Here is a 24,425-nt window from a genome sequence, read left to right as displayed (position 1 = left end):
CCGTGCGCATCGACATCGTCACGATCTTCCCGGAGTTCTTCTCCGTGCTGGACGTGTCCCTGCTCGGCAAGGCCCGTCAGGACGGGATCCTCGACCTGCACGTGCACGACCTCCGCTCGTGGACCACGGACCGGCACCGGACCGTCGACGACACCCCGTACGGCGGCGGTGCCGGCATGGTCATGAAGCCCGAGCCGTGGGCGCAGGCGCTCTCCGCCGTGTTCCGCCCCGACGGCTCGTCGACCCTCGTCGTCCCGACGCCGGCGGGGACCCCGTTCACGCAGTCGATCGCGCGGTCGCTCGCGGTCGAACCGCACCTGGTCTTCGCCTGCGGACGCTACGAGGGCATCGACGCCCGCGTCTTCGAGTGGGCGTCTGAGCACGCGCACGTCGTCGAGCTGTCCCTGGGCGACTACGTGCTGAACGGCGGCGAGGTCGCGGCCATGGCGATGATCGAGGCCGTGGGGCGCCTGGTGCCCGGCGTCGTCGGCAACCCCGAGTCGCTGATCGAGGAGTCCCACGAGGACGGGCTGCTCGAGTACCCTTCGTACACGAAGCCGGCTTCGTGGCGCGGTCTCGACGTGCCGGACGTGCTGCTCAGCGGGCACCACGCACGGGTCGGTGCGTGGCGGCACGAGCAGCAGGTGGAGCGGACGCGGCGCGTCCGGCCGGACCTGCTGCCGGACGACTAGCGCGGGCCGTTCTCGGCGGGCGGCTGTCGGCCCTTCCGCGCGCGCCGTGCCTTCCGATCGTTCGGCGCGTTCTGAGCGTTCCGTCGTTTCGCGCGTTCCGTCGTTTCGCGCGTTCCGCGAAAGCGACAGGGTGCCGCCGGAAGCCCGCGGCAGCCTGTCGTCCTGCCGGTCCTGTCGCGGCGGGACACACGGGATCTGTCGCTTCCGCGGGGTGGTGGCGATGCGCGGCGGACGGGAGGCGCGGGGCGGGCCCGCACCGCGCCTCCCGACCGTCAGGCGGTCGCCTCGGCGTGGCCCGCGTGCCGCTGGCGCGTCATCCCTGCGCGATCCGCGCCGGTCCGTCAGGCGGCCGACGCGGTGCGCTGGGCGCGACGCAGGGTCAGCACCTCGGGGCCCGTCTCGGTGACGGCCACCGTGTGCTCCACGTGCGCCGCGCGGGAACCGTCGACGCTCTTGAGCGTCCACCCGTCGGCGTCCTGGTAGAGCTCGTCGGTGCCCTGCATGAGCCACGGCTCGATCGCGACGACGAGCCCGGGGCGCAGCTTCAGCCCCCGACCGGGACGACCGTCGTTCGGCACGTGCGGGTCGCCGTGCATCGTTCGCCCGACACCGTGCCCGCCGAACTGCAGGTTCACGTCGTGGCCGGCGTCCTTCGCGACGCGACCGATCGCGTACGAGACGTCCCCCAGCTTGTTGCCGGGCCGGAACTGCTCGATACCCGCGGCGAGTGCACGTTCGACGGTCGCGATCAGCGTCTGGTCCTCCTCGCGTGCCGTGCCCACCTGCACCGTCACCGCGGAGTCGGCCACCCATCCGTCGACACTCGCCGCGAAGTCCAGGCTGACGAGGTCGCCGTCGACGAGTGCGTAGTCGTGGGGCAGCCCGTGCAGGGCGGCGTCGTTCACCGAGGTGCACAGGTTCTTGCCGAAGGGGGACTTGCCGAACGACGGGTGGTAGTCGACGTAGCAGCTCTCGGCCCCACGGGCGGCGATCATCCGAGCGGCGACGCGGTCGAGGTCGAGCAGGTTGACGCCCACGTCGACGGTCTCGAGGAGTTCGTCGAGGACGTCGGCCACGAACCGGCCGGCGACGCGGAGTCCGTCCAGCTCGGCGGGGGTGCGGAGTTCGATCATGCGTCCATCCTCGCGTGTCCGGCTCCGTCCGTCCGCACGAGCGGGGTGCTGCTCGCGTTTGGCGACCGGCGTCCGCTGTGGCAAGATGGGTAGCCGTGCCCTGGCAGGACTCTGCCACGGGGGAGTCGCCGACACCGGGCACACCACCACTTACCGAAACCGATCCGCGGCGACCCGTGCGCGTCCGCAGAGAGTGACCCAATCATGAGCCAGCTCCTCGACCACGTCGACGCAGCGTCGCTGCGTACCGACGTCCCGGACTTCCGCCCCGGCGACACCATCAAGGTGCACGTCAACATCATCGAAGGCACGCGCTCGCGTGTCCAGGTGTTCCAGGGCGTCGTCATCGGCCGCCAGGGTCACGGCCTCGGCGAGACCTTCAAGGTCCGCAAGGTGAGCTTCCAGGTCGGTGTCGAGCGCTGGTTCCCGGTGCACTCGCCGATCATCGACCACATCGAGATCGTCACCAAGGGTGACGTCCGTCGTGCGAAGCTCTACTACCTCCGCGAACTCCGCGGCAAGGCCGCCCGTCGCAAGATCAAGGAGAAGCGCGACTCCTGATCGCCTTCACAGTGAGCGTCCGCGAGCCGGACGCCGCTGTCGGCCCCTCGTCCATGTACGGTTGTGCATCGACGGGGGGTCTTCCTGTTGTGGCGACTCCTGCCGGGTCCGCGGTGCGGAGCCCTCGTGGGTCGCGGATCCGCGGTGCGGGTCCGATATGGATGACGGGTCCGCGGTGCGGAGCCGTCGTGTGTGAACGAGAGCGGAAATGACGGACACGACTGACGAAACCGGGCGCCGGCCCCGTGTCGAGAAGAAGCGGAACGGTGTCCTCACCTTCATCCGCGACCTCGTCATCATCTTCCTCGCGGCGCTGCTCGTCTCGTTCCTCGTCAAGACGTTCCTGATCCGCTCGTTCTACATCCCCTCCGGGTCGATGGAGAACACGCTGCAGATCAACGACCGGGTGATCGTCAACGAACTCGTCCCGAACGTGGTCTCTCTGAAGCGCGGCGACGTCGTCGTGTTCAAGGACCCGGGCGGGTGGCTGACCGGCACCGAGGTCCCGAACCTCACGCCGGACACCCAGCCGGCGAAGGCGATCGACTGGCTCCTGACACAGGTCGGCCTGGGCACCGGGGACAGCGACGACCACCTCATCAAGCGTGTCATCGGACTGCCGGGCGACAAGGTGTCGTGCTGCAACGACCTCGGCCAGATGTCGGTGAACGGGGTCCCCATCAAGGAGCCCTACCTCAAGCTGCCCGCGGGCGCCCCCGCGTCGGCGAAGGACTTCTCCGTCACCGTGCCGAAGGGCACCATCTGGGTGATGGGCGACAACCGCAACAACTCGCGGGACTCCCGGTACAACGGGGACACCCCCTCGAAGGGCTTCGTCCCGCTCTCCGACGTGACCGGACGGGCGTTCGTGATCTCGTGGCCGTCGAGCCGCTGGACGTGGCTCAACGACTACCCCGACGTCTTCGACGGCGTGGAGGAGCGCGACAAGTGACCGCCGTCCGTCCGTCGCTGCGGGTCGAGAAGAAGCTCCTCGGGTCGGGGCGTCTCACCGTGATCGGCATGGACGAGGTCGGTCGCGGCGCGATCGCCGGACCCGTCGCGGTCGGCGTCGCCGCCGTGACCGTGGACGTCGGGCGCGTGCCCCAGGGCCTCGCCGACTCGAAGCTCCTCACCGCCGCACGGCGCGAGGCCCTCGACCCGGTCGTCCGACGGTGGACCCGGACCGCCGTGGGCATGGCGTCGGCGTCCGTCGTGGACGAACAGGGGATCGTACCGGCGCTCGGGCAGGCCGGGGCGTCAGCGCTGCGGACCCTCGTCGACGAGGGCCTGTCGCTCGACGGCGCCGTGGTCGTGCTGGACGGTTCGTTCGACTGGCTGACGCGAGCCGTCCCCGTCACACTGCGGACGCCGTCGGACCCGCTCGAGGTCGTCGTCCGGGTCAAGGCCGACCGTGACTGCGCATCGGTGGCGGCCGCGTCCGTCGTCGCCAAGGTCGCGCGCGACGCCCTCATGACGGCCGCCCACGACGAGGCGCCGCACTACGCCTGGGCGTCGAACAAGGGGTACGGCTCCACGGCGCACTACGACGCGATCCGCGCGGTCGGCGCACACGCGCTGCACCGGAAGAGCTGGCTGCACCAGGCGTCGAGCGTGGCCCTGGACGGGTTCGCCGAGCTGGACGCGCTCGCGGGCTGACCGGGGTCGTGCGGCCGCCTCGGTCGCCGTTGTGTCGCGGCTGACGTCGGTCGCCGTAGACTGTGGACGCGATGGATGACGACGAATTCGACGACTACGACCGCGAGGTCGAACTTGCCCTGTACCGCGAGTACCGCGACGTCGTGTCGCAGTTCCGGTACGTGGTCGAGACCGAGCGCCGGTTCTACCTGGCGAACGAGGTGGAACTCGCGCGCCGGGACACCGAACACGATTTCTACTTCGAATTGACGATGAACGACGTCTGGGTCTGGGACGTCTACCGTTCCGATCGTTTCGTCAAATCCGTCCGGGTCCTGACCTTCAAGGACGTGAACGTCGAGGAACTGACGTCCCGGGAACTCGAACTCCCGAAGGAACTCGCACTCGACGAGTGATCTTCAATTTCGATGCAATTCGCGGGAAACGCGCTCAGCGGGTGACCGGGATTGCATTCCCGCGCTAATGTGGTGGGGATTTCGTCCCCCGATACAGGAGCACGCCATGGCACAGAAGGTCACCGTCCAGCTCGTCGACGACCTCGACGATTCGCCCATCACCCCGGGCGAGGGCCGAACGGTCGAATTCGCCTTCGACGGTTCGTCCTACGAGATCGACCTGTCCGACGACAACGTCGACAAGTTCCGCGAAGCGATCTCCGACTACGTCGCCGCCGCCCGCAAGGTCTCCGGGCGTCGTTCCGGCAGCACCGGTTCCGCGCCGAAGTCCGCGCCGAAGCGCGGCAACTCCGAGGAACTCGGCAAGATCCGCGAATGGGCCAAGGACAACGGATACGAGGTCTCGACCCGTGGCCGCATCTCCACGCAGGTGCAGGAAGCGTACGCGGCCGCGCACTGATCACGGTCCACGCGAGAACCCGGGCGACCACGGTCGCCCGGGTTCTTGCTTTGTCCTCCACAGGAATCGATCCCGGAGCACCCGTCCACAATCTCCGGTGATCGACCGGTGATTCCGGTGCGTCTGCGCGAACCTCGCAGCGGAGGCAACGACATGGAGCAAACACCGCTGCGGAACGGCAGTCTTGGACGGTTCGGCGAGGACCGTGCCGCCGAATGGCTGACGGAACGCGGATTCCGCGTGGTCGAACGCAATTGGCGATGCGCACGGGGCGAGATCGACATCGTCGCGTGGCAGTCGTGCACCCTCGTCTTCGTCGAGGTGAAGACCCGGTCGGCCGTGTCGGCGGGACACCCGTTCGAAGCGATCACCGCCGCGAAGATGAGCCGGTTGCGGCGGCTCGTGCCGGCGTGGTTCGACGCCCACCCCGCGGTGTCGGCAAGGGCGATCCGGATCGATGCGGTCGCCGTGCACGTGGACGGCGACCGGGTCGGGATCGAGCACCTGGCGGGTGTGCTGTGACGACGGACATCGGCCGTGCGTCGGCCATCGCCCTCGTCGGTGTGCAGGGCCGCGTGATCGAGGTCGAGGCGCACCTCACCAGTCAGCTCCCCGGGTTCAGCATCATCGGGCTGCCGGACACCGCACTCGGCGAGGCCCGCGAGCGCGTCCGGTCGGCGAGTGCGATCGCCGGCTGCCCATTGCCTGCACGTCGCATCACCGTGAACCTCACGCCCGCGTCCATCCCGAAGCGGGGCTCCGGGTTCGACCTCGCGATCGCGATGGCCGTCCTCGGGGCCGAGGGCGTCGCGCCCGGGGTCGGTCGTGACACGGCGTACATCGGGGAACTCGGGCTCGACGGCCGCGTCCGCCCGGTCCCTGGGGTCATCCCGATGGTGATCGCCGCCCGCGACGCCGGACTCGACACGGTCGTCGTGCCGTTCGGCAACCTCGAGGAAGCCCTCGTGGTCCCGGGGGTCCGGGTCGTCGGCACCCCGTCGCTCCGAGCGAGCGCGATCACGGCCGGAGCCGTCCTGCCCCCGGTGGAGACGGAGCCGGTCCTGGCCCCCGCCGTGCCCGAGCCCGAGCGCGCGGTACACGACCTGGCGGACGTCGTCGGGAACGCCGTCGGTGTCCGCGCAGTCGTGGCCGCGGCCGCGGGCGGACACCACGTGTTCCTGCTCGGACCGCCCGGCGCGGGGAAGACCATGCTCGCCGAGCGGCTCCCCGGACTCCTGCCCGACCTCGACCCCGAAGCTGCGCTCGAGGTCGCAGCCGTCCGCTCCGTGAGCGGGCTCGGCAACCAGTCGTGGAGCCTCCGTCCACCGTGGGAGGCCCCGCACCACTCGTCGTCCGCCACGGCGCTCATCGGCGGTGGGACCGGGCTGCTCCGACCCGGCGCGGTGTCCCGCGCGACCCGCGGCGTGCTGTTCCTGGACGAGGCCACCGAGTTCCCGCGTGCCGTGCTCGACGCACTCCGGCAGCCGCTGGAGTCCGGCAGGATCACGATCCACCGCAGCGTCGGCAGCGCCGAGTTCCCCGCCCGGTGCCAGGTGGTGCTCGCGGCCAACCCGTGTCCGTGCGGCAACGCCGGGACCCGCGGTGGTCCGCTCTGTTCGTGCAGTCCGACCACCGTGCGCAAGTACCTCGGACGGCTCTCCGGGCCGTTGCTCGACCGCATCGACATCCGCGTCGCGGTGCCGCGGGTGACGACGGCGACGATGCGGGCCGGCGAGGGCACGGCGCCGACGACGGCGGACGCGGCGCTCCGGGTCCGCGCGGCCCGGGAACGCATGCGGAACCGTCTCCGGGGGACCGGGTGGACGTGCAACGCCGAGGTGACCGGACCGTGGCTCCGATCGGACGGTCGCGCCGAGACGGGCGCGACCGCGTCACTCGACCGCGCGCTCGACCACGGCACCCTCACCATGCGCGGGTGGGACCGGGTGATGCGGTTGGCGTGGACGATGGCCGACCTCGGCGACGTCCCGCGGCCGGGCGTGGCCGAGGTGCACGCGGCACTCGCGCTCCGGAGCGCCCTGTGACCACGACGCCGGCCCCGGCGACCCTCGAGGTACTCCGTCGGGTGCGTGACCGTTCCGGTGGACCGGAGGACGTCGGCACCGCCCCCGCGCCTGCCGAGGACGTCCTCGCCCGGGTGTCCTGGAGCGTGCTCGTCGAGCCGGGGGACTCGGTCGCGGGCGAGCTCGTCGCCGCCTGTGGTCCGCGCAGGGCGTTCGACCTGGTGCGCACGGCCGTGCGCGCGGGGGCGGACCCGCTCGTGGAGCAGCTCGGCCTCGGCGTCTCCTTCGCGGACAGCGTCGACGGGGTGGTCGACGGCGTGCGGAAGGCCCTGGAACGGTGGCGGCCGCGCATGGCCGCCGCATCGGATCCCCATCCGGCCGTGGCCGCCGGCGCCGCGGTCGGGGCGCGGCTCCTGGTGCCGACCGACGACGAGTGGCCCGACGGGCTGGCGGACCTCGGGCCGCACGCACCGCTCGTGATCTGGAGTCGGTCGGAACGGCCCGACCCGGTCCGGGGGTGCGACGGTGCGCTCGCGATTGTCGGCTGTCGTGCGAACACCGTCGCGGGCGCGGAGGCGACCGCCGAGATCGCCTCGACCGCCGCGGACGCCGGCATCGAGATCGTCTCCGGCGGGGCGTACGGCATCGACGCCGTGGCGCACCGGGTGGCGGTCGCGGCGGCCACCCCGACGACGGCGGTCCTCGCGGGCGGTGTCGACCAGTTCTACCCGGCGGGCAACAACGCCCTGCTCCGCAACGTGCTCGGGCGCGGCCGGGTGCTCTCGGAGTCCCCGCCCGGCACCCGTCCGACGCGGTGGCGGTTCCTGGCGCGCAACCGACTGATCGCAGCTATCGGCGGCGCGACCGTCGTGGTCGAGGCGGGAGCGCGGTCCGGGGCGTTGAACACCGCACACCACGCCATGCACCTCGGACGGCCCGTGTTCGCCGTGCCCGGCGCGTTCGCCTCGGCCGCCTCGGTCGGCTGCCACCGGCTCATCGCGGACGGTACCGCGCAGATCGTGGTGCACCCAGCGGACCCGATCGCCGCACTCCGTCCCGACGCCGGTACGCCGCCGGGGCCGGGGGTGCGGACCGGCGGCACCGGTCTCGACACCGCCGCCGACCCGCACGTCCGGCGGGCACTCGACGCGGTCGACCGGCGGCCGTTGCCCGTCGAGGAGATCGCGCGCCGGAGTGGCCTGTCCGTCGACGACGCGGCCGACGCCCTCGCGCTCGCGCAGCTCGAGGGGCTCGTCGTGCCGCTGGCCGACGGGTGGTGCCGACGGTGACCGAGCCGGTGCCGCCGGTGACCGGCCCGGTGCCGACGGTGACCGAGCCGGTGCCGCCGGTGACCGGCCCGGTGCCGACGGTGATCGGGCCGGCGTCGTACGGGGGAGTCGCACCCGGTGCGGCGCGGGTGGAGCGGCAGGTTGCCGCGCCTACGCTGGGGCCGTGGCGGAGCAGACGGACGCGCGACTGGCGGTGGCGGTGGAGGCCTTCCTGTCCCACGCCCGGAACGCGCGCGGCCTCAGCGAGCAGACGGTCCGCGCCTACGCCAACGACCTCGAGCAGCTGGTCGCGTTCGGTGCCGAGCGTGGTGTCGACGCGGTCGACGAGCTCGGGCTGGAACTCCTCCGCGACTGGCTGTGGGACGCGGACCACCGCGGTCTCGCCCGGTCGACGATCGCGCGACGGTCGTCCTCGGTGCGGGCGTTCACGCGGTGGGCGAGCGAGACCGGCGTGGTCGACGTCGACCCCGGTGTGCGGCTCCGGGCGCCGAAGGGCGCCGCGCACCTGCCGCGGGTGGTGTCGTCGGACCAGGTGCGCTCGATCCTCGACGGGCTCGCGGGCCGTGCGGCCGCGGACGATCCGGTGGCGCTGCGGGACCTCGCCGTCGTCGAGCTTCTCTACGCCGCGGCAATCCGCGTGAGCGAACTCGTCGGGATCGACGTGGTCGACGTCGATCGCGGGCGCCTGACCGTCCGCGTGCTCGGCAAGGGCGGTCGCGAGCGCGTCGTGCCGTTCGGGGTCCCCGCGAACGACGCCCTGGAGGCGTGGCTGGAGCGCGGTCGGCCGGCCATCGCGGCTCGCGCAGCGCAACCCGACGACCGGGCGCTGTTCCTGGGTGACCGGGGCGCGCGGCTCGGCGTCCGCGGGGCGTACCGCATCGTGGCGCAGCTGTTGCAGGACCTGCCGGGCGAGGGTCCGAGCGGGCCGCACACGTTCCGGCACACCGCTGCGACGCACTTGCTGGACGGGGGAGCGGACCTCCGTGCGGTGCAGGAACTCCTCGGGCACGCGAGCTTGGGGACGACGCAGATCTACACGCACGTCTCGTCGGCGCGGCTGCGCGAGGTGTACCGGACTGCGCACCCCCGAGCCTGAGCGCTCGCCGCGCCGGGCCGAAGGCTGCCCCCGTGGCGACTGCAGACCGGGCTCCGACTGCCGTTCAGGCGCAGACGCTGCCCGGGTACCGACCGCCCTCCGGCCGCCGACGGCCGCCCCTTGCGGACTGCTGGCTTCGACTGCCGTTCAGGCGACGACGGTTGCCCGGGTACCGACGGCCGTCCGGGCACCGACGGCCGGTTCGGCGGCGGTGGCCTCATCGGCTCGGCCGGACCGTCCCGCACGCGTCAGCCGGGCCAGGCGCTCTCGGGCAGCAACACCGGCCACTCGGCAGCCGGCAGCCAGGGCGTCGGGTCGACGTACCGGTCGTCGACCCGGGCGCCGAGGTGCAGACACGGATCGGTCGCCGCGCAGTGCCCGACCGACACGGTGCCCACCTCGTCGCCCTGCTCGACCGCATCGCCCGCCCTGACGGCGGGGACGACGGAGTCGAGTGTGCTCACCAGTCCGTCGCCGTGGTCGATCGTCACGACCTGACGCCCTCCGACCGGACCGGCGAAGGCCACGACGCCGTCGTCCACCGCGACGACCGGGGTCCCGAGAGCGGCCGGGACGTCGATGCCCCGGTGTCCGGCGGAGTAGTCGTCCGGTGGCTCCTCCCACGGGCGTCCGACCACCCCCGTGCCGCTCGGCCACACCCACGGGGCGGCCCCGTCCCTCCGGCCACGCACCACCGGCTCGGCGACCACCGCCGACCCGGCCGCTGCGCCGTTCCCCGACCTGGAGCCAGAGCCCGTTGCCGGTGCCGACACCCCCGACGACGCCACGCCGGGACCCAGCGGCAGGACCGCACTCCCGACGAGCGACCCGCCGACGAGCGCCTGGACGACGAGTGCCGCGCCGACGAGCGCCCGGACGACGAGTGCCCGGACGACGAGCGCCCGGACGACGAGACCGGGCCGGCGCGGGCGCCGACAGGAACGGGAGGATCGCACGAGGCGAGCCTCCCGCGCTGGAGCCGAGACGCAGCGGGCGGAAGCCGATCTGTGGGCGCCGGGTGGCGCCTCCCGGCCTGTGGAGGAACAGCAGAACGACCCGGAGCGACAACACCGCTGTCGTACGACGTCGACGATGTCGCTCCGGGTCGGCGCCACCGCCCACCCCCGATCGCACCCGCCCCCCGATTGCACCCGCCCCCCGATCGGGGAGTACAGTCTGGGGCGCTCCGGAACACGCAACGCCGCTCGGACGGCGAACCAGCCGACCGCCGGGGCACCGTGCCCACAGCAGCACGGCGGCAGAACCCAGGAGCATCGTGTCGAACGCGACCACGCAGCACGGCGAAGACCGTGCGTTCAAGGGGAAGGTCACGCTGTTCGCCATCGCGGCAGCGGTCGGTGGCTTCCTCTTCGGATTCGACTCGTCCGTCATCAACGGAGCGGTCGACGCCATCAAGGGCGAGTTCGGCCTGTCCGAGGCCGCCAGCGGCTTCGCGGTCGCGTCGGCCCTGATCGGCTGTGCGTTCGGCGCCTTCTTCGCCGGCCGCCTGGCGGACCGGTTCGGCCGCACCCGGATCATGTTCTGGGCGGCCGTCCTGTTCTTCGTGAGCTCGATCGGGTCGGCGTTCGCGTTCGCGACGTGGGACCTCGTGATCTGGCGTCTGGTCGGCGGTCTCGGCATCGGGACTGCGTCGGTCATCGCGCCGGCCTACATCTCCGAGGTCTCGCCGAAGGCCATCCGCGGTCGGCTGGCCTCGTTCCAGCAGCTCGCGATCACCCTCGGTATCTTCGCCGCCCTGCTCTCCGACCAGCTCTTCGCCGTCACCGCGGGCAGCGCCTCCGCCGAGGTGTGGGGGCTCCCGGCCTGGCGCTGGATGTTCCTCGTCGGCGTCGTGCCGTCGATCGTCTACGGGATCCTCGCGATCACGCTGCCGGAGTCGCCGCGCTACCTGCTCACGAAGGGCCGGAGCGAGGACGCTCGTGAGGTCATGGGCAAGATCGTCCCGCGCGACACCGTGAACACCAGCCTCGAGGAGATCCAGGACGGCATCAAGAAGGAGGCCAACGAGAAGAAGGGCTCCATCCGGGGCAACCGCTTCGGCCTCCAGCCGATCGTCTGGGTCGGCATCATCCTCGCCGTGCTCCAGCAGTTCGTCGGCATCAACGTCATCTTCTACTACTCGACGACGCTCTGGCAGGCCGTCGGCTTCAAGGAGAGCGACTCGTTCCTCATCTCGACCATCACCTCCGTGGTGAACGTCGCCGTCACCTTCATCGCGATCTTCTCGGTCGACAAGCTCGGCCGGAAGCCGCTGCTCACCGCGGGGTCCGCGGGCATGTTCGTGTCGCTGCTCATGGTCGCGATCTCGTTCTCGCAGGCGACCATCGTCGACGGTGCGCCGAGCCTGCCCGGCGCCTGGGGCATCATCGCGTTGATCTTCGCCAACCTGTTCGTCGTCTCGTTCGGTGCGACGTGGGGCCCGCTCATGTGGGTGCTCCTCGGCGAGATGTTCCCGAACCGCATCCGCGCCACCGCCCTCGGCGTGGGTTCGGCGGCGAACTGGATCGCCAACTTCGTGGTCACGATCACCTTCCCGGTGCTCTCCGGCTTCAACCTCACCGTGACCTACGGCATCTACGCGCTGTTCGCGCTGCTGTCGTTCTTCTTCGTGCTCGCGAAGATCCCCGAGACGAAGGGCCGCTCCCTCGAGGAGATGGGCATCACCGCCGAGGGCGAGACGGTGTCCGCGAAGTAACGACGCACCAGCGTCACCACGTCCAGGAGGCGCGGTGCGGGTCCGACCCGCACCGCGCCTCCTGGACGTTCCGCGTCGTACTGTCGGTGCGCCGCGGACCTGCTAGCATTGCCACCGCAGCGCGCTGTGCGCGCTGACTTCGCGCGTCCACTGTGCCGAACAGCACGTCACGCAGCCACCGGTCCCGCTCCGACGAGCGGGCGGCTGTGCGGACAGGGCGCCAGGGGCCACGACCACCGGGTCGTGACCGACACAACCGCAACCGTGCCCGCGGCCCAACAGCCGCGTGCCGAGAACAAGGAGGGACGGCATGGCCGTCGTCACCATCCGCCAGCTGCTCGACAGCGGCGTCCACTTCGGACACCAGACCCGTCGGTGGAACCCGAAGGTGAAGCGCTTCATCCTCGCCGAGCGCTCGGGCATCCACATCATCGACCTGCAGCAGTCGCTGGCCTTCATCGACCGTGCGTACGACTTCGTCAAGGAGACGGTCGCGCACGGCGGCACCATCCTCTTCGTGGGCACCAAGAAGCAGGCGCAGGGCTCCATCGCCGAGCAGGCGACCCGCGTCGGCCAGCCGTACGTCAACCAGCGTTGGCTCGGCGGTCTGCTCACGAACTTCCAGACGGTCTCCAAGCGCCTCGCGCGCATGAAGGAGCTCGAGGAGATCGACTTCGAGGACACGACGAAGGGCTTCACCAAGAAGGAGCTCCTCATCAAGAAGCGCGAGCTGGACAAGCTCCACAAGACCCTCGGTGGTATCCGCAACCTCACGCGGACCCCGAGCGCGCTCTGGATCGTCGACACCAAGAAGGAGCACCTCGCCGTCGACGAGGCGCAGAAGCTCGGTATCCCGATCATCGGCATCCTCGACACCAACTGCGACCCGGACGAGATCACCTACCCGATCCCGGGCAACGACGACGCGATCCGTTCCGTCGGCCTCCTCACCCGCATCGTCGCCGACGCCGCGGCCGAGGGCCTGAAGACCCGCCACAACGGTGGCGACGACGACGCGGCCAGCGAGCCCCTCGCCGAGTGGGAGCAGGAGCTCCTCGGTGGCGAGTCCGCGACGCCGTCCGCCGACGCTGCACCCGAGGGTGCCACCGTCGAGGAGAACGACGCCGACGCGCAGGTCGCCGCCAAGGAGATCGGCGAGCCGATCGCCGACGACGCGAAGAACGCCGAGCCCACGGCCGAGGCCGAGGCCGCAGCGGAGACCACCCCCGCCGAGTGACCACCGGGGGCGTCGGGCCGATCGGCTCGGCGCCCCTCCTCTCTCTCGTTCGAACACACAGTCCAGAAAGGACTCCAGTCAATGGCCAACTACAGCCTTGCTGACGTGAAGAAGCTCCGTGAGGACCTCGGGGCCGGCATGATGGACGCCAAGAACGCCCTCGTCGAGGCCGACGGCGACTACGACAAGGCCGTCGAGCTCCTCCGCATCAAGGGCGCGAAGGCCGTCGCCAAGCGCGACGACCGCGCCACCTCCGAGGGCGTCGTCGTCGCGAGCACCGAGAACGGCGCCGCCACGGTCGTCGAGCTCGCCAGTGAGACCGACTTCGTCGCGAAGAACGAGCGCTTCACCTCGCTCGCGGACAAGGTCGTCGCCGCGGTCGCCGCCGCCGGTGCCGCCGACGTCGCTGCGGGCAACGCCGCGCCGCTCGAGGGCAAGACCGTCGCCGAGGTCATCGACGAGAACGCCGCCGCGCTCGGCGAGAAGCTCGAGCTCCGCACGGTCACCCGTGTCGAGGGCGAGAACTTCGAGGTCTACCTGCACAAGACCAGCCAGGACCTCCCGCCGCAGATCGCCGTCGTCATCGCCTACTCGGGCTCCGACGCCGCCGAGGCGCGTTCGATCGCGCAGCACGTCGCGTTCGCCAACCCGACGTACCTCAACCGCGACGAGATCCCGGCCGAGGCGATCGAGAAGGAGCGCGCGACCGTCGAGGCGATCACGCGCGAGGAGGGCAAGCCCGAGGCCGCCCTGCCGAAGATCGTCGAGGGTCGCCTCAACGCCTACCGCAAGCAGGTCGCGCTCCTCGAGCAGGACTACGCGAAGGACAACAAGATGTCCGTCGCGAAGGCCGCCGAGAACGCCGGCATCACCATCCAGGGCTTCGCCCGCGTCAAGGTCGGCGCGTAACGAACCCGTGACGGGGTCAGGAACCAACCGGTTCCTGGCCCCGTTTTCGCGCGCAGGGGCACGTGACACGCAGGTGCCCACCACTGCGACACGCCGCGCGCCAGCGCGTGGCACCGGCCTGGAGGCGCGACCCGCCTGGGCCGGACCGGCTGCGGCCGGTAGATTCCCACGAGACATCCGACGAAGGGCCAGGACACCATGACGAACGAGAAGACCGGACGCCGCCGAGTCCTGCTGAAGCTGTCGGGGGAGGCCTTCGGCGCCGGCTCGCTCGGGGTCAACCCGGACGTGATCAGCACCATCGCGAAGGAGATCGCGGCCGCCGCGCAGGAGGTCGAGGTCGCCATCGTCGTCGGCGGCGGCAACTTCTTCCGCGGAGCGGAGCTCTCGCAGCGTGGCATGGACCGCGGCCGCGCGGACTACATGGGCATGCTCGGGACCGTGATGAACGCCCTCGCCCTGCAGGACTTCCTCGAGCAGGCCGGCGCCGCGACGCGCGTGCAGTCGGCGATCAGCATGACCCAGGTCGCGGAGCCGTACATCCCGCGGCGTGCCGAGCGCCACCTCGAGAAGGGCCGCATCGTCATCTTCGGTGCCGGCGCCGGCCTGCCGTACTTCTCCACCGACACGGTCGCGGCGCAGCGTGCGCTCGAGATCGACGCACAGGAGGTCCTCGTGGCGAAGAACGGCGTCGACGGCGTCTACACCGCGGACCCGAAGAAGGACGCGACCGCCGAGAAGCTGCACCACGTGACCTACCAGGACGCACTCCTCAAGGGCCTCAAGGTGGTCGACGCCACCGCGTTCTCGCTCTGCATGGACAACGGCATGCCGATGCACGTCTTCGGCATGGAGGGTGACGGGAACGTCGCAGCGGCGATCCGGGGCGAGCGCATCGGCACGGTGGTCAGCAACTGACCCCGGCCGCTGACTAGACTCGACGCCAGTACCGAAGGAGAACCACCGTGATCAGTGATGTCCTGACCGAAGCCACCGAGAAGATGGCGAAGGCCGTGGAGGTCGCCAAGGACGACTTCTCGACCGTCCGAACCGGCCGCATCAACGCCGCGCTCTTCCAGAAGATCCCGGTCGAGTACTACGGCACGCCGACGCCGCTCGCGCAGCTCGCGTCGCTGCAGACGCCCGAGGCCCGCACGCTCATCGTGACGCCGTACGACAAGTCGGCGCTCAAGGAGATCGAGCGCGCGATCGCCACGTTCCCGAACCTCGGCGCCAGCCCGTCGAACGACGGCGAGATCGTGCGCGTCACGATCCCGGAGCTCACGCAGGACCGCCGCAAGGAGTTCGTGAAGCTCGTCCGGAGCAAGGGCGAGGACCACAAGGTCGTCATCCGCAACATCCGCCGTCGCGCGAAGGACGACCTCGACGCGCTGAAGGGTGAGATCTCCGACGACGAGATCTCGCGTGGCGACAAGGACCTCGAGGCCCTGACGAAGAAGCACGTCGACCAGATCGACGACGCGCTGAAGAAGAAGGAAGCCGAACTCCTCGAGGTCTGATGCCCCGCCCAGACCTGGGCGGCGACGACCGCCCCACAGCACAGAAGCGTTCCGCCAAGGGGCTGCGCCAGGACTTCGACGCGCGGGCACGAGCTGCCCGCACCGACTTCGAGGCGCAGCTCCGGCAGCGGAAGGCCGATCTCGGCGCGCGGAACGAGGCACTGACGGCGCGCACGGGCCGCAACCTGCCCGCAGCGATCGGCATCGCCCTCGCGTTCGCCGTGGTGATGCTGGCGTCGCTGCTCATCTGGACGCCGTCCTTCATGGTCGTCGCCGCGTTCCTGCTCGGCGTCGGCGTCTACGAGCTCGCGAGTGCGATGCGGTTCGCCGGCCGTGACGTCCCGCGCATCCCCAGCGTGGCGGTGGCGGTCGGCGTGGTGCCGGCGGCCTTCCTCGGCGGCCAGATCGCAGCGCTCTTCACGTTGCTCGGCGGCATCGTCCTGATCAGCCTGTGGCGCCTCGTCGAGGTCGCCGTCGCGAAGCAGAAGCCCCCCGTGGGCCACGTGGTGCGCGACCTGACGAACGGGCTGTTCGTGCAGGCGTACATCACGCTCCTCGGCGCGTGCGTCGTGCTCCTGTCCGCGCAGCCCGACGGCAAGCTCTGGGTGATCGCGTTCATCCTCGTGGTGGTCGCGGTCGACACCGGTGCCTACGCGACGGGCCTCAACTTCGGCAAGCACCCGATGGCGCCGCGGATCAGCCCGAAGAAGACCTGGGAGGGCTTCGCGGGTTCGGTCGCGGCGAGCATCATCGTGGGGATCGTCGTCAGCTGGCTCATGCTCGGCCTGCCCTGGTGGACCGGGGTCGTCCTCGGCGTCCTCATCTCCGGGTCGGCCACGCTCGGCGACCTGACCGAGTCGATGATCAAGCGCGACCTCGGCATCAAGGACATCTCGTCGTTCCTGCCCGGGCACGGCGGTCTGCTCGACCGGATCGACAGCATCCTGCCGTCGGCCGCGGTCGCGTACGTGCTGTACCTGATCGTCAACCACTGAGGCCCTGACGGGGGAGACCCTCCGGCCCGAGCGACCAGCACTCCGCGCGTCCAGGTCACACCCGGGTCCGGTCCTGGCAGAATGTCGCCGTGGCCACCACCTTCCCGAACGCAGACCGCTCCGCCCTCGGATACGACGTCGACGAGGTCGAGCGCTTCCTCGAGGACGCGCGTCGTGCCTACACGGCGAACGACAGCGCGCCGGGGATCGAGGCGGCGAAGATCCGTGCGACCGCGTTCTCGATGCGGAAGGGCGGCTACTCGACCGCCCACGTCGACGCGGCCCTCGAACGCCTCGAGGACGCGTTCGCCGCACGAGAGCGCGAGCGGGAGATCGCGGACGTCGGGCAGAAGGCCTGGTACGCCGAGGCCCGCGCGAAGGCGTCGGACGTGGTGGCCCGCCTCGAGCGTCCGGACGGCCAGCGCTTCAGCCGGGTGAGCTTCCTCGGCACCGGCTACCACCCGAAGGACGTCGACGACTTCGCGAAGCGTCTGGGTGGCTACTTCCGCGAGGGCAAGCCGCTGAGCCTCACCGAGGTCCGGTCGGTCGTCTTCCGTCCGAAGCACGGCGGCTACCGCGAGTCGCAGGTCGACGCCCTCCTCGACGCCGTCGTCGAGGTCATGCTCGCTGTCCGGTGACGACGCGCTGGTCGCGGATGCTTCGCTTTCCGTGATCGTTCCGTTATCCTGGTCGAACTCATGGGCAGGCACACGGCAGACAGCAGCTCCGACCGCGATACCCGCGAGCACCTCGGCCTCACGGCCGCCGGTGAGCGCCGCGCGGCACTGAACCGAACCCGCACGGCGGAGAACTCGGTCCTCCCGGCGAACCCTCCGGTGGTGACGGCATCGGTGCCGACCGCCCCGGCCAGCGCCCCCAAGTCCGTCGCGGCGAACCGCGTGTCGTCCGCCGCCCGTCCGGCGACCACGCCGGACCCGCGCATCGTCAGGCAGCGTCGGCCGCGTGCGGTCGCGGCTCCGTCGAAGCCGACCGCGATCCGCGGCGTCAACACCTTCATGCGTAAGCGCGCCACGATCCCGGCGCTGTCCTTCTTCGCGGTGTTCGGGTTCGTCGGCGGCTCGCTGTTCAATCCGATGCAGCCGGACGTGGCCCAGGCCGCCGTCTCGGCGCCCGTGCTCGTCAAGGCGCCCGCGGAGCCGCAGCAGTACACCGCGCACGGCACCTACGCGGCCTTCGACGTGACGCGCGACGGCTACGGGGTCACCCTGCCGAAGCCGAAGGTCGTGCCGAAGCCCAAGACCGAGACGCCGACGGCCGATGCGACCTCGTCGACCTCGACCGCGAAGCCGGTCAGTGCGTCGAACACGCTCGCAGCCGCAGCGGCCACACCGGACCCGGGCAGCGCCCAGGCGATCGCGCAGCAGCTGGTCACCGCCCGCGGCTGGGGCGCCGACCAGTACAACTGCCTCGTCTCCCTGTGGAACAAGGAGTCGGGCTGGCGCGTGAACGCGTACAACCCGAGCGGCGCCTACGGCATCCCGCAGGCCCTCCCCGGCAGCAAGATGGCCACGGCCGGCGCCGACTGGCAGACGAACCCGGCGACGCAGATCACCTGGGGACTGAACTACATCTCGGGCGTCTACGGCACCCCGTGCGGCGCATGGGGACACAGCCAGTCCTTCAACTGGTACTGATCGGCAGCACGGATGCCGCGCAGCAACCGGCCGCGGCGTCCGCGCGGTCGTGTCTTCGGTCCGGAAGAGGAGCCACCGGGCCTCGACCGGCTGATGAGCTCGTGGAAGCGCACCGAGGTGCGACGAGGGCGTGAGTACCTCGTGCAGCCGATCTCGGCCGCATCGGCGCAGAAGGAGTACGTCTGCCCCGGGTGCGGCGGGACGGTGATGCCCGGCGTCGCCCACGTCGTCGTGTGGCGTGCGGACGGGGTCCTCGGCGACGACGCGGACCTGGCATCGCGCCGCCACTGGCACAACCACTGCTGGAGCATCGCATGAGCACCGAGGACGCCGTCGGCACCGAGATCCGATCCAACACGGAGCTCCCGGCGCGTCGGACCGACATCGAGCTCGTGACGGACGACCACCTGACGCTGGTCGGGGAGCTCGCCGAGCCGCTGGACCGTCCGGCCCGAGGCACGATCGTCACCCTGCACCCCCTGCCCACCGCGCACGGGTTCATGGACTCGCACGTGCTGAAGAAGGCCGCGGCTCGGCTGCCGGCCCTCGCGGACATCGCGGTGCTCCGCTTCAACTTCCGGTCGGTGACCTCGCCCCGAGGGACCTCGGAGGGCGTGTTCGGCGACGGCGTCTCCGAGGGGTTCGACCTCCGCGCGGCCGTCGCTGAGGTGGTCGACCGCGGGCTGCCGACGCCGTGGCTCGTCGGGTGGTCGTTCGGCACGGAGGTCATCCTCAAGCACGCGCTCGAGCACGTGGCGGCCGGACACGTCGCGGGTGTCGTCCTGCTGTCACCGCCGCTGCACCGGACCTCCGACGCCGAGCTGGCCGGGTGGTCCGCCGCGCCGGTGCCGGTCGTCGCCCTCGTCCCGGAGCACGACGACTTCCTGCAGCCCGACGAGGCAGCCCGCCGCTTCGCCGTGGCGCCGAACGTCCGCGTCGTCCCCGTCGACGGCGCCAAGCACCTCTGGGTCGGTGAACGGTACGTCCGCACAGTGCTCGACGCCGTCGCCGACCTGGTCGTGCCGGGCAGCGCGCCACTGCCGACGCACGTCCCGCAGCCGTCGGCCTAGCGCCGGCCACCCCGGCAGGCGCGCCGTCCCGAGGACCCGGGCTGCGCCTCCAGACCGGCGCGGCAAGCGCGCGGACGGGCGCCGTCAGCGCGTGGACGGGAGCCGTCAGCGCGCGGCGGCGTCCTCGTCGTCGGACCCGGTGCCGTCCGACGGCGTCCCGAGGAGCCCGGTCGCGTGGGTCAGCACACCGCGCAGGTTCTCGAGGTACCCGGCGACGGCGTCCCGCTCGGTGCGGATGGCCGACAGCCGGTCCTCGGACTCGGCGACCACCGCCGCGGTGCGCGCCTCGGCGTCGGCGACCATCCGGTGCACGCGCTCCTGCGCGTCGGCGATGATCGTGCGCGCGTGCTGCTGCGCGTCCGCGGTGCTCGACCGCTCGAGGTCGTCCGCTTCCTGCTGGAGCCGCTCCGCGCGCTCCCGGGCCTCGGTCGCCCGACGCGTCGCCTCGGCCAGCTGCAGGTTGGCCTCGTCGAGGTACCGCTGGGTCTCGGTGACGGTCTCGTGGTGCTTCTGGAGGTAGTCCTGTTCGGCGTCGTCGCGCCGCGCGGCGAGCTCCGACTCGAGCGCGGTGCGGGCGTCCTCGCGGTCGCGTTCGATCTCGGCCCGGACCTCGTCGCGTTCCTTCGCGAGGTCGGCGCGTGCCGTGTCGATCTCCTGACGGAGCGCGGTCCGCTCGGCTTCGAGTGCGCCCAGTTCGGCGCTCCGGCGCTCGGCGATCTCGGTGTCGACCTCGGCGTGCTCGCGTTCGCGGCGGACGGCCAGCTCGTTCTCGTGTCCGCGCGCGGCCCGTTCGGCCTCGGCGTCGGCCTCGGCGCGCTCGCGTTCGATGCGTGCGGCGTGCTCGTCCAGCTCGCGGGCGATGCGGGCGCTGGTCTCCTGCACGAGTCGCTCGTTCTCGGTGCGGGTCTGCTCCTCGTCGACGCGGAGCTGCGCCCGGGCGGCCTCGACCTCCTGGGCGAGGGCGGTGCGTGCACCGGCCAGCTCGCGGTCCCACTCGGCCCGTGCGGCGGCGAGCTCCTCGTCGAGGACCCGTCGGCGGTCGGCCAGCTCGGTCTCGAGCTCGGCACGGCGACGGTCGACCTCGGCGGCGAGGTCGGCGCGCTCGGTCTCGAGGGCGAGGGCGTGTGCCTGCTGCTGCTCCTCGCGTTCGCGGTGCCAGGCGGCGCGGGCCTCGGTCACCTCGCGCTCGAGGGCGTCGCGGCGGGTGCGTTCCTCGGTGTCGAGGTCCGTCAGCCGACGGGTGTGGTCCGCCTCGAAGACGGTGCGGCGGTGCTCGGTCTCGCGGTCGAGGTCCGCTGCGGCCTGGCGGGCGTCGGCCGACTCGCGCCGGACCGACTCGCGCAGCTCCGCGACCTCGTGCTCGACCCGGGCACGGAGGGCGTCGGTCTCGCGGATCGCGACGGAGCGGACCTCCGCCGCCTCGGTCAGTGCGGCGCCGCGGACGGCGGCGGCCTCGTTCCGGGCGTCCTGCACGAGCAGGCCGGCCTCGGACCGGGCGCGCTCGACGGTGTCCGCCGACTCGGCACGGGCACGCGTGAGCTCGTCGGTGGCGCGGGTGCGGGCGTCCTCGAGGGTGTCGCGCGCTTCCTCGCGCGCCTCGCGCACGGTGCGTTCGGCCTCGGCGCGGCTGGACGCCCGGAGGCGCTGCGCGTCGATGTCGGCCTGGCTGATGAGCCGGGTGGACTGTTCCTCCGCGACGCGGAGCGTGGATTCGAGGCGGGTGCCGAGCCCGCTGTACGTCGGCGTGCCGGCCTCGTCGAGCTCGCCCTGCAGCTCGGAGACGCGGGACTGCAGGAGACGGATCTCCTTCGCGGCGTCGGCACGGTCGTTGTTCGACTTGATGAGCTCGCGTCGCAGGTCGTTCAGCGCACGGTCCACGTCGTCGCGGCGGTACCCGCGCAGCTCGGTCCCGAACTCGGCCTCGTCGTTCGCCACGTGTCGCTCCTGGGGGTCGGCGGAGGGCCGCTCCGGCCCGGGCACGATTGTACTGTCGGGTCAGGACGCCGTGCTGTGACCGCCGACAGCGGTGGGGGATGCGCCGTCCAGGCTCGCTCGCTATCCTGGGGCGCTGATTCGCGCGCCGTCACCCCCACCCCGGCGCGGTAGGGAGAAGATCCGTGCGATTCGTCCTGGCGATCGTCAGTTTCGTCATCGGTCTGCTGCTCGTCGCGCTCGCGGTCGGGCAGCGGACGGTGTTCGAGCCACCGTCGTCGCTCGTCGCCTCCTCGTCCTCGGGGGGCTCGGCACCGGTGACGGTCATCCCGGGCTCGACCCTCAACGCGAACCCCGGCTACCAGCGCATCAACGTCTCCGGTCCGGGCAAGGTCTTCGCCGCCTACGGCAAGTCGAGTGACGTCGACGCGTGGGTGGGGGACGCGAAGCACACGACGCTGCGCTTCGACGCCGAGAAGGCCCGACTCGTCGGCCGGACGACGGGCAGCGAGTCCACCGTGCCGGACCCCGCGGGCAGCGACCTCTGGTACCAGGAGTACGACGGTGCCAACCAGTTCACCGTGCGCCTGCCGAAGGACGTCTCCGTGATCATCACCGGCGACGGCACGTCCGCCGCGCCGCGCGACGTCTCCGTGACGTGGCCGCGCGACACCGCGACGCCGACCGTCGGACCCCTGCTCGTCGCCGGCGGCGTGTTCCTCGTCGGCGGCCTCGTGCTGCTCGTCTGGGCCTTCGTGCACCAGCGCCGCGGTCGCGGTCCGCGCCGCCGCAGCGGTGGGTCCCGCCCGCCACGCGTCCGCGCCTCACGCCGGGCCGCTGCCGCCGGCGCACAGGTGCCCGCACGCGGCCGCCGCGGGCGACGGGCGTTCGTCGCCGTCCCCGTGCTGCTCGTCGGCGCGCTCGGCCTCGCCGGGTGCTCCGCCGACTACTGGCCCCAGGGCGCGTCGGGCGCGACGCCCACGCCGACCGCCACCGCGACCGGCGCCGCCACCCAGTCCGAACCGACCGCTGCGACCAAGCAGCAGATCAGCCGCATCGTCGACCGGGTCGCCGCGGTCGCGAAGCAGGCCGACGCGACGCGCGACACCCGCCTGGTCCGCGGTCGCTTCACCGGTGCAGCGCTCGAACTCCGCGAGGCGAACTACACGATCCGCGGCAAGGACCCCAAGGCCGAGGCACCGCCGGCGATCTCCGCCGAGCAGGTGTGCGTGGCACTCCCGCAGCAGACCGACTCGTGGCCGCGGACCGTGTTCGCCGTCGTCGCCGAGGACTGCGACGCCAAGTCCGCCCCGCAGGCGTTGACGCTCGTCCAGGACTCCGCCCGAGACGACTACAAGGTCGCGTACGACGTCTCGCTCGAGGCCGCCGCGAAGATCCCGAGCCTCGCTCCGACGTCGATCGGCGCCGCGGTGCTCGCACCGAACACCAAGCTGCTGTCCATCGCCCCGGACCAGATCGGCCGCGTCTACGGCGACATCTTGTCGAAGGACAAGGACAGCACGTACGCGTCGATGTTCCAGACGGACGGTGACGGGCTCCGCTCCACGATCGGCAAGGCCTACAAGGACAAGAAGGCCACGACGATCCCGAAGACCGCGAAGATCGAGTACTCGTCCGAGGTCCCGAGCGACAGCACGACGGCGATCGCCACCGACGGCGCGGGCGCGCTCGTGTCCGCCGAGCTCAACGAGATCGAGAAGGTGACCCCGGTCGCCGCGGGCGCCGAGGTCAACACCCAGGGCGCGGTCCAGGCGCTGTCCGGTGTCGACTCCAGCACGAAGGGCATCAGCGCCACGTACGGCGTCCAGCTGCTCTTCTACGTGCCCCCGGTGGGCAGCGATGACAAGGTGGTCCTGCTCGGGTTCACGCAGGGCCTGACAGCAGCGAGTGAGGTGCAATGACCAACGTCCCCCCGACCCCGTCCGGTCTCCGCGGAGCCGTCGACCTGTCGTCCCTGGTCGACCGCGCGCAGCGGCCGCAGCAGCCGTCCCCGACCGGTCCAGCCGGCAGCGCGGCGGCACCGACCGCTCCCGGCGGTGAGACCGGCGCCGACCTGACCGTCCCCTCGCTCGTCCTCGACGTCACGGACCAGTCCTTCCAGGACGTCCTCCAGCTGTCCACGGTCGTCCCGGTGATCGTCGACATCTGGGCCGAGTGGTGCGGCCCGTGCAAGCAGCTCTCGCCGATCCTCGAGCAGCTGACCGCCGAGTACGACGGTCGCGTCGTCCTCGCCAAGGTGGACGCGGACACGAACCCGCAGCTCGTGCAGGCGTTCCAGGCGCAGTCGATCCCCACCGTCGCGGCCCTCATCGGCGGACGCCCGCTCGGGCTGTTCGTGGGTGCACTCCCCGAGGCACAGGTCCGCGACGTCTTCGAGCAGGTGCTCGCCGCGGCCGAGCAGAACGGCGTCTCCGGTCGGGTCACGGTCGACGGCGCGGCAGCACCGGACGCCGTGGAGCAGGGCGAGCCGGAGCCGGAGCCCCTGCCGCCGCACCACCAGGCGGCGTACGACGCGATCGAGCAGGGCGACTACGCCACGGCCATCCAGGAGTACCGGACGGCCATCGCGCAGGACCCGCACGACCAGATGGCCGTCGCCGGTCTCGCGCAGGTCTCGCTCCTCGACCGGCTGCAGGGGCACACGGCGGACGACATCCGCGCCGCTGCCGCCGCAGGCCCGTCGGACGTGTCCGCGCAGCTCGCCGTGGCCGACCTCGACGTGTCCGGCGGCCACGTGGAGGACGCGTTCGGGCGACTGCTCGACCTCGTCCCGACCGTGTTCGGCGACGAGCGCGAGGCACTGCGCGTGCGGCTTGTCGAGTACTTCGAGCTGATCGGCTCGGACGACCCGCGGGTCGTCGCGGCCCGTCGTCGACTGGCGAGCGCCCTCTACTAGCGCGAGCGCTCGCGCAGCAGCGTCACACCACGGAACCGACGTGGAACCAGGGTCCAGCCCCGGTTCCACGTCGGTTCCGTGGTTCCTGAGCCGTGCACGCACGCACGCGTCGGCTGGGGAGGTGACCACACGACGAACGGGAGGCGCGGTGCCAGCCGGCACCGCGCC

At 71.6% G+C, this 24,425-nt stretch carries 25 protein-coding genes; 22 read left to right on the top strand and 3 right to left on the bottom strand.

The window, feature by feature from the left end; translation table 11 throughout:
* The first annotated feature begins 2 nt into the window (after nucleotides 1-2).
* A complete protein-coding gene (trmD, locus tag AAEP86_RS14525) occupies nucleotides 3-692 on the top strand; it encodes a tRNA (guanosine(37)-N1)-methyltransferase TrmD (RefSeq protein ID WP_420368017.1) in 690 nt (229 codons plus the stop codon).
* A gap of 341 nt (nucleotides 693-1,033) precedes the next feature.
* Here the strand turns inward: trmD and map are convergent, their stop codons facing one another.
* Nucleotides 1,034-1,825, bottom strand: a complete 792-nt coding sequence (gene map, locus AAEP86_RS14520; RefSeq protein ID WP_420368016.1) for a type I methionyl aminopeptidase — start codon at nucleotides 1,823-1,825, stop codon at nucleotides 1,034-1,036.
* Nucleotides 1,826-2,029: 204 nt separating this feature from the next.
* Here map and rplS point away from each other — a divergent pair, with 204 nt between their 5' ends.
* The 9 genes from rplS to AAEP86_RS14475 all read left to right on the top strand — a co-directional run bounded on the left by rplS (nucleotide 2,030) and on the right by AAEP86_RS14475 (nucleotide 9,306).
* Nucleotides 2,030-2,386, top strand: coding sequence for a 50S ribosomal protein L19 (gene rplS, locus AAEP86_RS14515; protein WP_022905818.1), 357 nt, complete (start codon nucleotides 2,030-2,032; stop codon nucleotides 2,384-2,386).
* Between the two features lie 208 nt (nucleotides 2,387-2,594).
* Nucleotides 2,595-3,338, top strand: coding sequence for a signal peptidase I (lepB, locus tag AAEP86_RS14510; RefSeq protein ID WP_420368015.1), 744 nt, complete (start codon nucleotides 2,595-2,597; stop codon nucleotides 3,336-3,338).
* Complete coding sequence (locus tag AAEP86_RS14505; protein WP_420368014.1) at nucleotides 3,335-4,042, top strand: ribonuclease HII; 708 nt, start codon at nucleotides 3,335-3,337, stop codon at nucleotides 4,040-4,042. The genes lepB and AAEP86_RS14505 overlap by 4 nt, the downstream gene beginning before the upstream one ends.
* A gap of 71 nt (nucleotides 4,043-4,113) precedes the next feature.
* Nucleotides 4,114-4,437, top strand: coding sequence for a DUF2469 family protein (locus AAEP86_RS14500; protein ID WP_070419101.1), 324 nt, complete (start codon nucleotides 4,114-4,116; stop codon nucleotides 4,435-4,437).
* Between the two features lie 106 nt (nucleotides 4,438-4,543).
* Nucleotides 4,544-4,897, top strand: a complete 354-nt coding sequence (locus AAEP86_RS14495) for a histone-like nucleoid-structuring protein Lsr2 (protein ID WP_420368013.1) — start codon at nucleotides 4,544-4,546, stop codon at nucleotides 4,895-4,897.
* 153 nt (nucleotides 4,898-5,050) lie between these two features.
* On the top strand, nucleotides 5,051-5,419 hold the full coding sequence (locus AAEP86_RS14490) for a YraN family protein (protein WP_420368012.1): 369 nt from the start codon (nucleotides 5,051-5,053) through the stop codon (nucleotides 5,417-5,419).
* Nucleotides 5,416-6,942 (top strand): YifB family Mg chelatase-like AAA ATPase, encoded by a 1,527-nt coding sequence (locus AAEP86_RS14485; RefSeq protein ID WP_420368011.1) that lies wholly within the window; start codon nucleotides 5,416-5,418, stop codon nucleotides 6,940-6,942. The genes AAEP86_RS14490 and AAEP86_RS14485 overlap by 4 nt, the downstream gene beginning before the upstream one ends.
* A complete protein-coding gene (gene dprA, locus AAEP86_RS14480; RefSeq protein ID WP_420368010.1) occupies nucleotides 6,939-8,210 on the top strand; it encodes a DNA-processing protein DprA in 1,272 nt (423 codons plus the stop codon). The genes AAEP86_RS14485 and dprA overlap by 4 nt, the downstream gene beginning before the upstream one ends.
* Before the next feature lie 163 nt (nucleotides 8,211-8,373).
* Nucleotides 8,374-9,306: a tyrosine recombinase XerC gene (locus AAEP86_RS14475; protein ID WP_420368009.1), complete on the top strand. Its 933-nt coding sequence runs from the start codon at nucleotides 8,374-8,376 to the stop codon at nucleotides 9,304-9,306.
* A 248-nt stretch (nucleotides 9,307-9,554) separates the two neighbouring features.
* On the opposite strand, the gene AAEP86_RS14470 is transcribed toward AAEP86_RS14475, so the two are convergent.
* Nucleotides 9,555-10,262 (bottom strand): peptidoglycan DD-metalloendopeptidase family protein, encoded by a 708-nt coding sequence (locus AAEP86_RS14470; protein WP_420368008.1) that lies wholly within the window; start codon nucleotides 10,260-10,262, stop codon nucleotides 9,555-9,557.
* Between the two features lie 320 nt (nucleotides 10,263-10,582).
* Here AAEP86_RS14470 and AAEP86_RS14465 point away from each other — a divergent pair, with 320 nt between their 5' ends.
* The 10 genes from AAEP86_RS14465 to AAEP86_RS14420 all read left to right on the top strand — a co-directional run bounded on the left by AAEP86_RS14465 (nucleotide 10,583) and on the right by AAEP86_RS14420 (nucleotide 19,408).
* On the top strand, nucleotides 10,583-12,022 hold the full coding sequence (locus AAEP86_RS14465; RefSeq protein ID WP_420368007.1) for a sugar porter family MFS transporter: 1,440 nt from the start codon (nucleotides 10,583-10,585) through the stop codon (nucleotides 12,020-12,022).
* Between the two features lie 310 nt (nucleotides 12,023-12,332).
* On the top strand, nucleotides 12,333-13,259 hold the full coding sequence (gene rpsB, locus AAEP86_RS14460; RefSeq protein WP_420368006.1) for a 30S ribosomal protein S2: 927 nt from the start codon (nucleotides 12,333-12,335) through the stop codon (nucleotides 13,257-13,259).
* Between the two features lie 81 nt (nucleotides 13,260-13,340).
* A complete protein-coding gene (gene tsf / locus AAEP86_RS14455; RefSeq protein WP_420368005.1) occupies nucleotides 13,341-14,168 on the top strand; it encodes a translation elongation factor Ts in 828 nt (275 codons plus the stop codon).
* 198 nt (nucleotides 14,169-14,366) lie between these two features.
* Complete coding sequence (gene pyrH, locus AAEP86_RS14450) at nucleotides 14,367-15,086, top strand: UMP kinase (protein WP_420368004.1); 720 nt, start codon at nucleotides 14,367-14,369, stop codon at nucleotides 15,084-15,086.
* A gap of 47 nt (nucleotides 15,087-15,133) precedes the next feature.
* Complete coding sequence (frr, locus tag AAEP86_RS14445) at nucleotides 15,134-15,688, top strand: ribosome recycling factor (protein ID WP_079236320.1); 555 nt, start codon at nucleotides 15,134-15,136, stop codon at nucleotides 15,686-15,688.
* Nucleotides 15,688-16,683: a phosphatidate cytidylyltransferase gene (locus tag AAEP86_RS14440; protein ID WP_420368003.1), complete on the top strand. Its 996-nt coding sequence runs from the start codon at nucleotides 15,688-15,690 to the stop codon at nucleotides 16,681-16,683. Before frr ends, AAEP86_RS14440 begins: the two co-directional genes overlap by 1 nt.
* Nucleotides 16,684-16,772: 89 nt before the next feature.
* Nucleotides 16,773-17,321: a DivIVA domain-containing protein gene (locus AAEP86_RS14435; protein ID WP_420368002.1), complete on the top strand. Its 549-nt coding sequence runs from the start codon at nucleotides 16,773-16,775 to the stop codon at nucleotides 17,319-17,321.
* A 60-nt stretch (nucleotides 17,322-17,381) separates the two neighbouring features.
* Nucleotides 17,382-18,338, top strand: coding sequence for a transglycosylase SLT domain-containing protein (locus AAEP86_RS14430; protein WP_420368001.1), 957 nt, complete (start codon nucleotides 17,382-17,384; stop codon nucleotides 18,336-18,338).
* A 12-nt stretch (nucleotides 18,339-18,350) separates the two neighbouring features.
* The gene (locus tag AAEP86_RS14425) at nucleotides 18,351-18,656 is read left to right on the top strand and encodes a hypothetical protein (RefSeq protein ID WP_420368000.1); all 306 of its coding nucleotides are present in this window, start codon (nucleotides 18,351-18,353) and stop codon (nucleotides 18,654-18,656) included.
* A complete protein-coding gene (locus AAEP86_RS14420; protein WP_420367999.1) occupies nucleotides 18,653-19,408 on the top strand; it encodes an alpha/beta hydrolase in 756 nt (251 codons plus the stop codon). Before AAEP86_RS14425 ends, AAEP86_RS14420 begins: the two co-directional genes overlap by 4 nt.
* Before the next feature lie 105 nt (nucleotides 19,409-19,513).
* On the opposite strand, the gene AAEP86_RS14415 is transcribed toward AAEP86_RS14420, so the two are convergent.
* Nucleotides 19,514-21,343, bottom strand: coding sequence for a hypothetical protein (locus AAEP86_RS14415; RefSeq protein ID WP_420367998.1), 1,830 nt, complete (start codon nucleotides 21,341-21,343; stop codon nucleotides 19,514-19,516).
* Nucleotides 21,344-21,525: 182 nt separating this feature from the next.
* On the opposite strand from AAEP86_RS14415, the gene AAEP86_RS14410 reads away from it, so the two are divergent.
* Both AAEP86_RS14410 and AAEP86_RS14405 read left to right on the top strand, forming a co-directional pair.
* Nucleotides 21,526-23,262, top strand: a complete 1,737-nt coding sequence (locus AAEP86_RS14410) for a hypothetical protein (RefSeq protein ID WP_420367997.1) — start codon at nucleotides 21,526-21,528, stop codon at nucleotides 23,260-23,262.
* A complete protein-coding gene (locus AAEP86_RS14405) occupies nucleotides 23,259-24,257 on the top strand; it encodes a tetratricopeptide repeat protein (protein WP_420367996.1) in 999 nt (332 codons plus the stop codon). The genes AAEP86_RS14410 and AAEP86_RS14405 overlap by 4 nt, the downstream gene beginning before the upstream one ends.
* Nucleotides 24,258-24,425 lie beyond the last annotated feature (168 nt).

Origin of the sequence: Curtobacterium sp. L1-20 (genome assembly GCF_048755855.1) — a bacterium.
Taxonomy (GTDB): Bacteria; Actinomycetota; Actinomycetes; order Actinomycetales; family Microbacteriaceae; genus Curtobacterium.
Note: the sequence above shows the minus strand (reverse complement) of the source record. Positions and strands in the feature narration are given on the sequence as shown.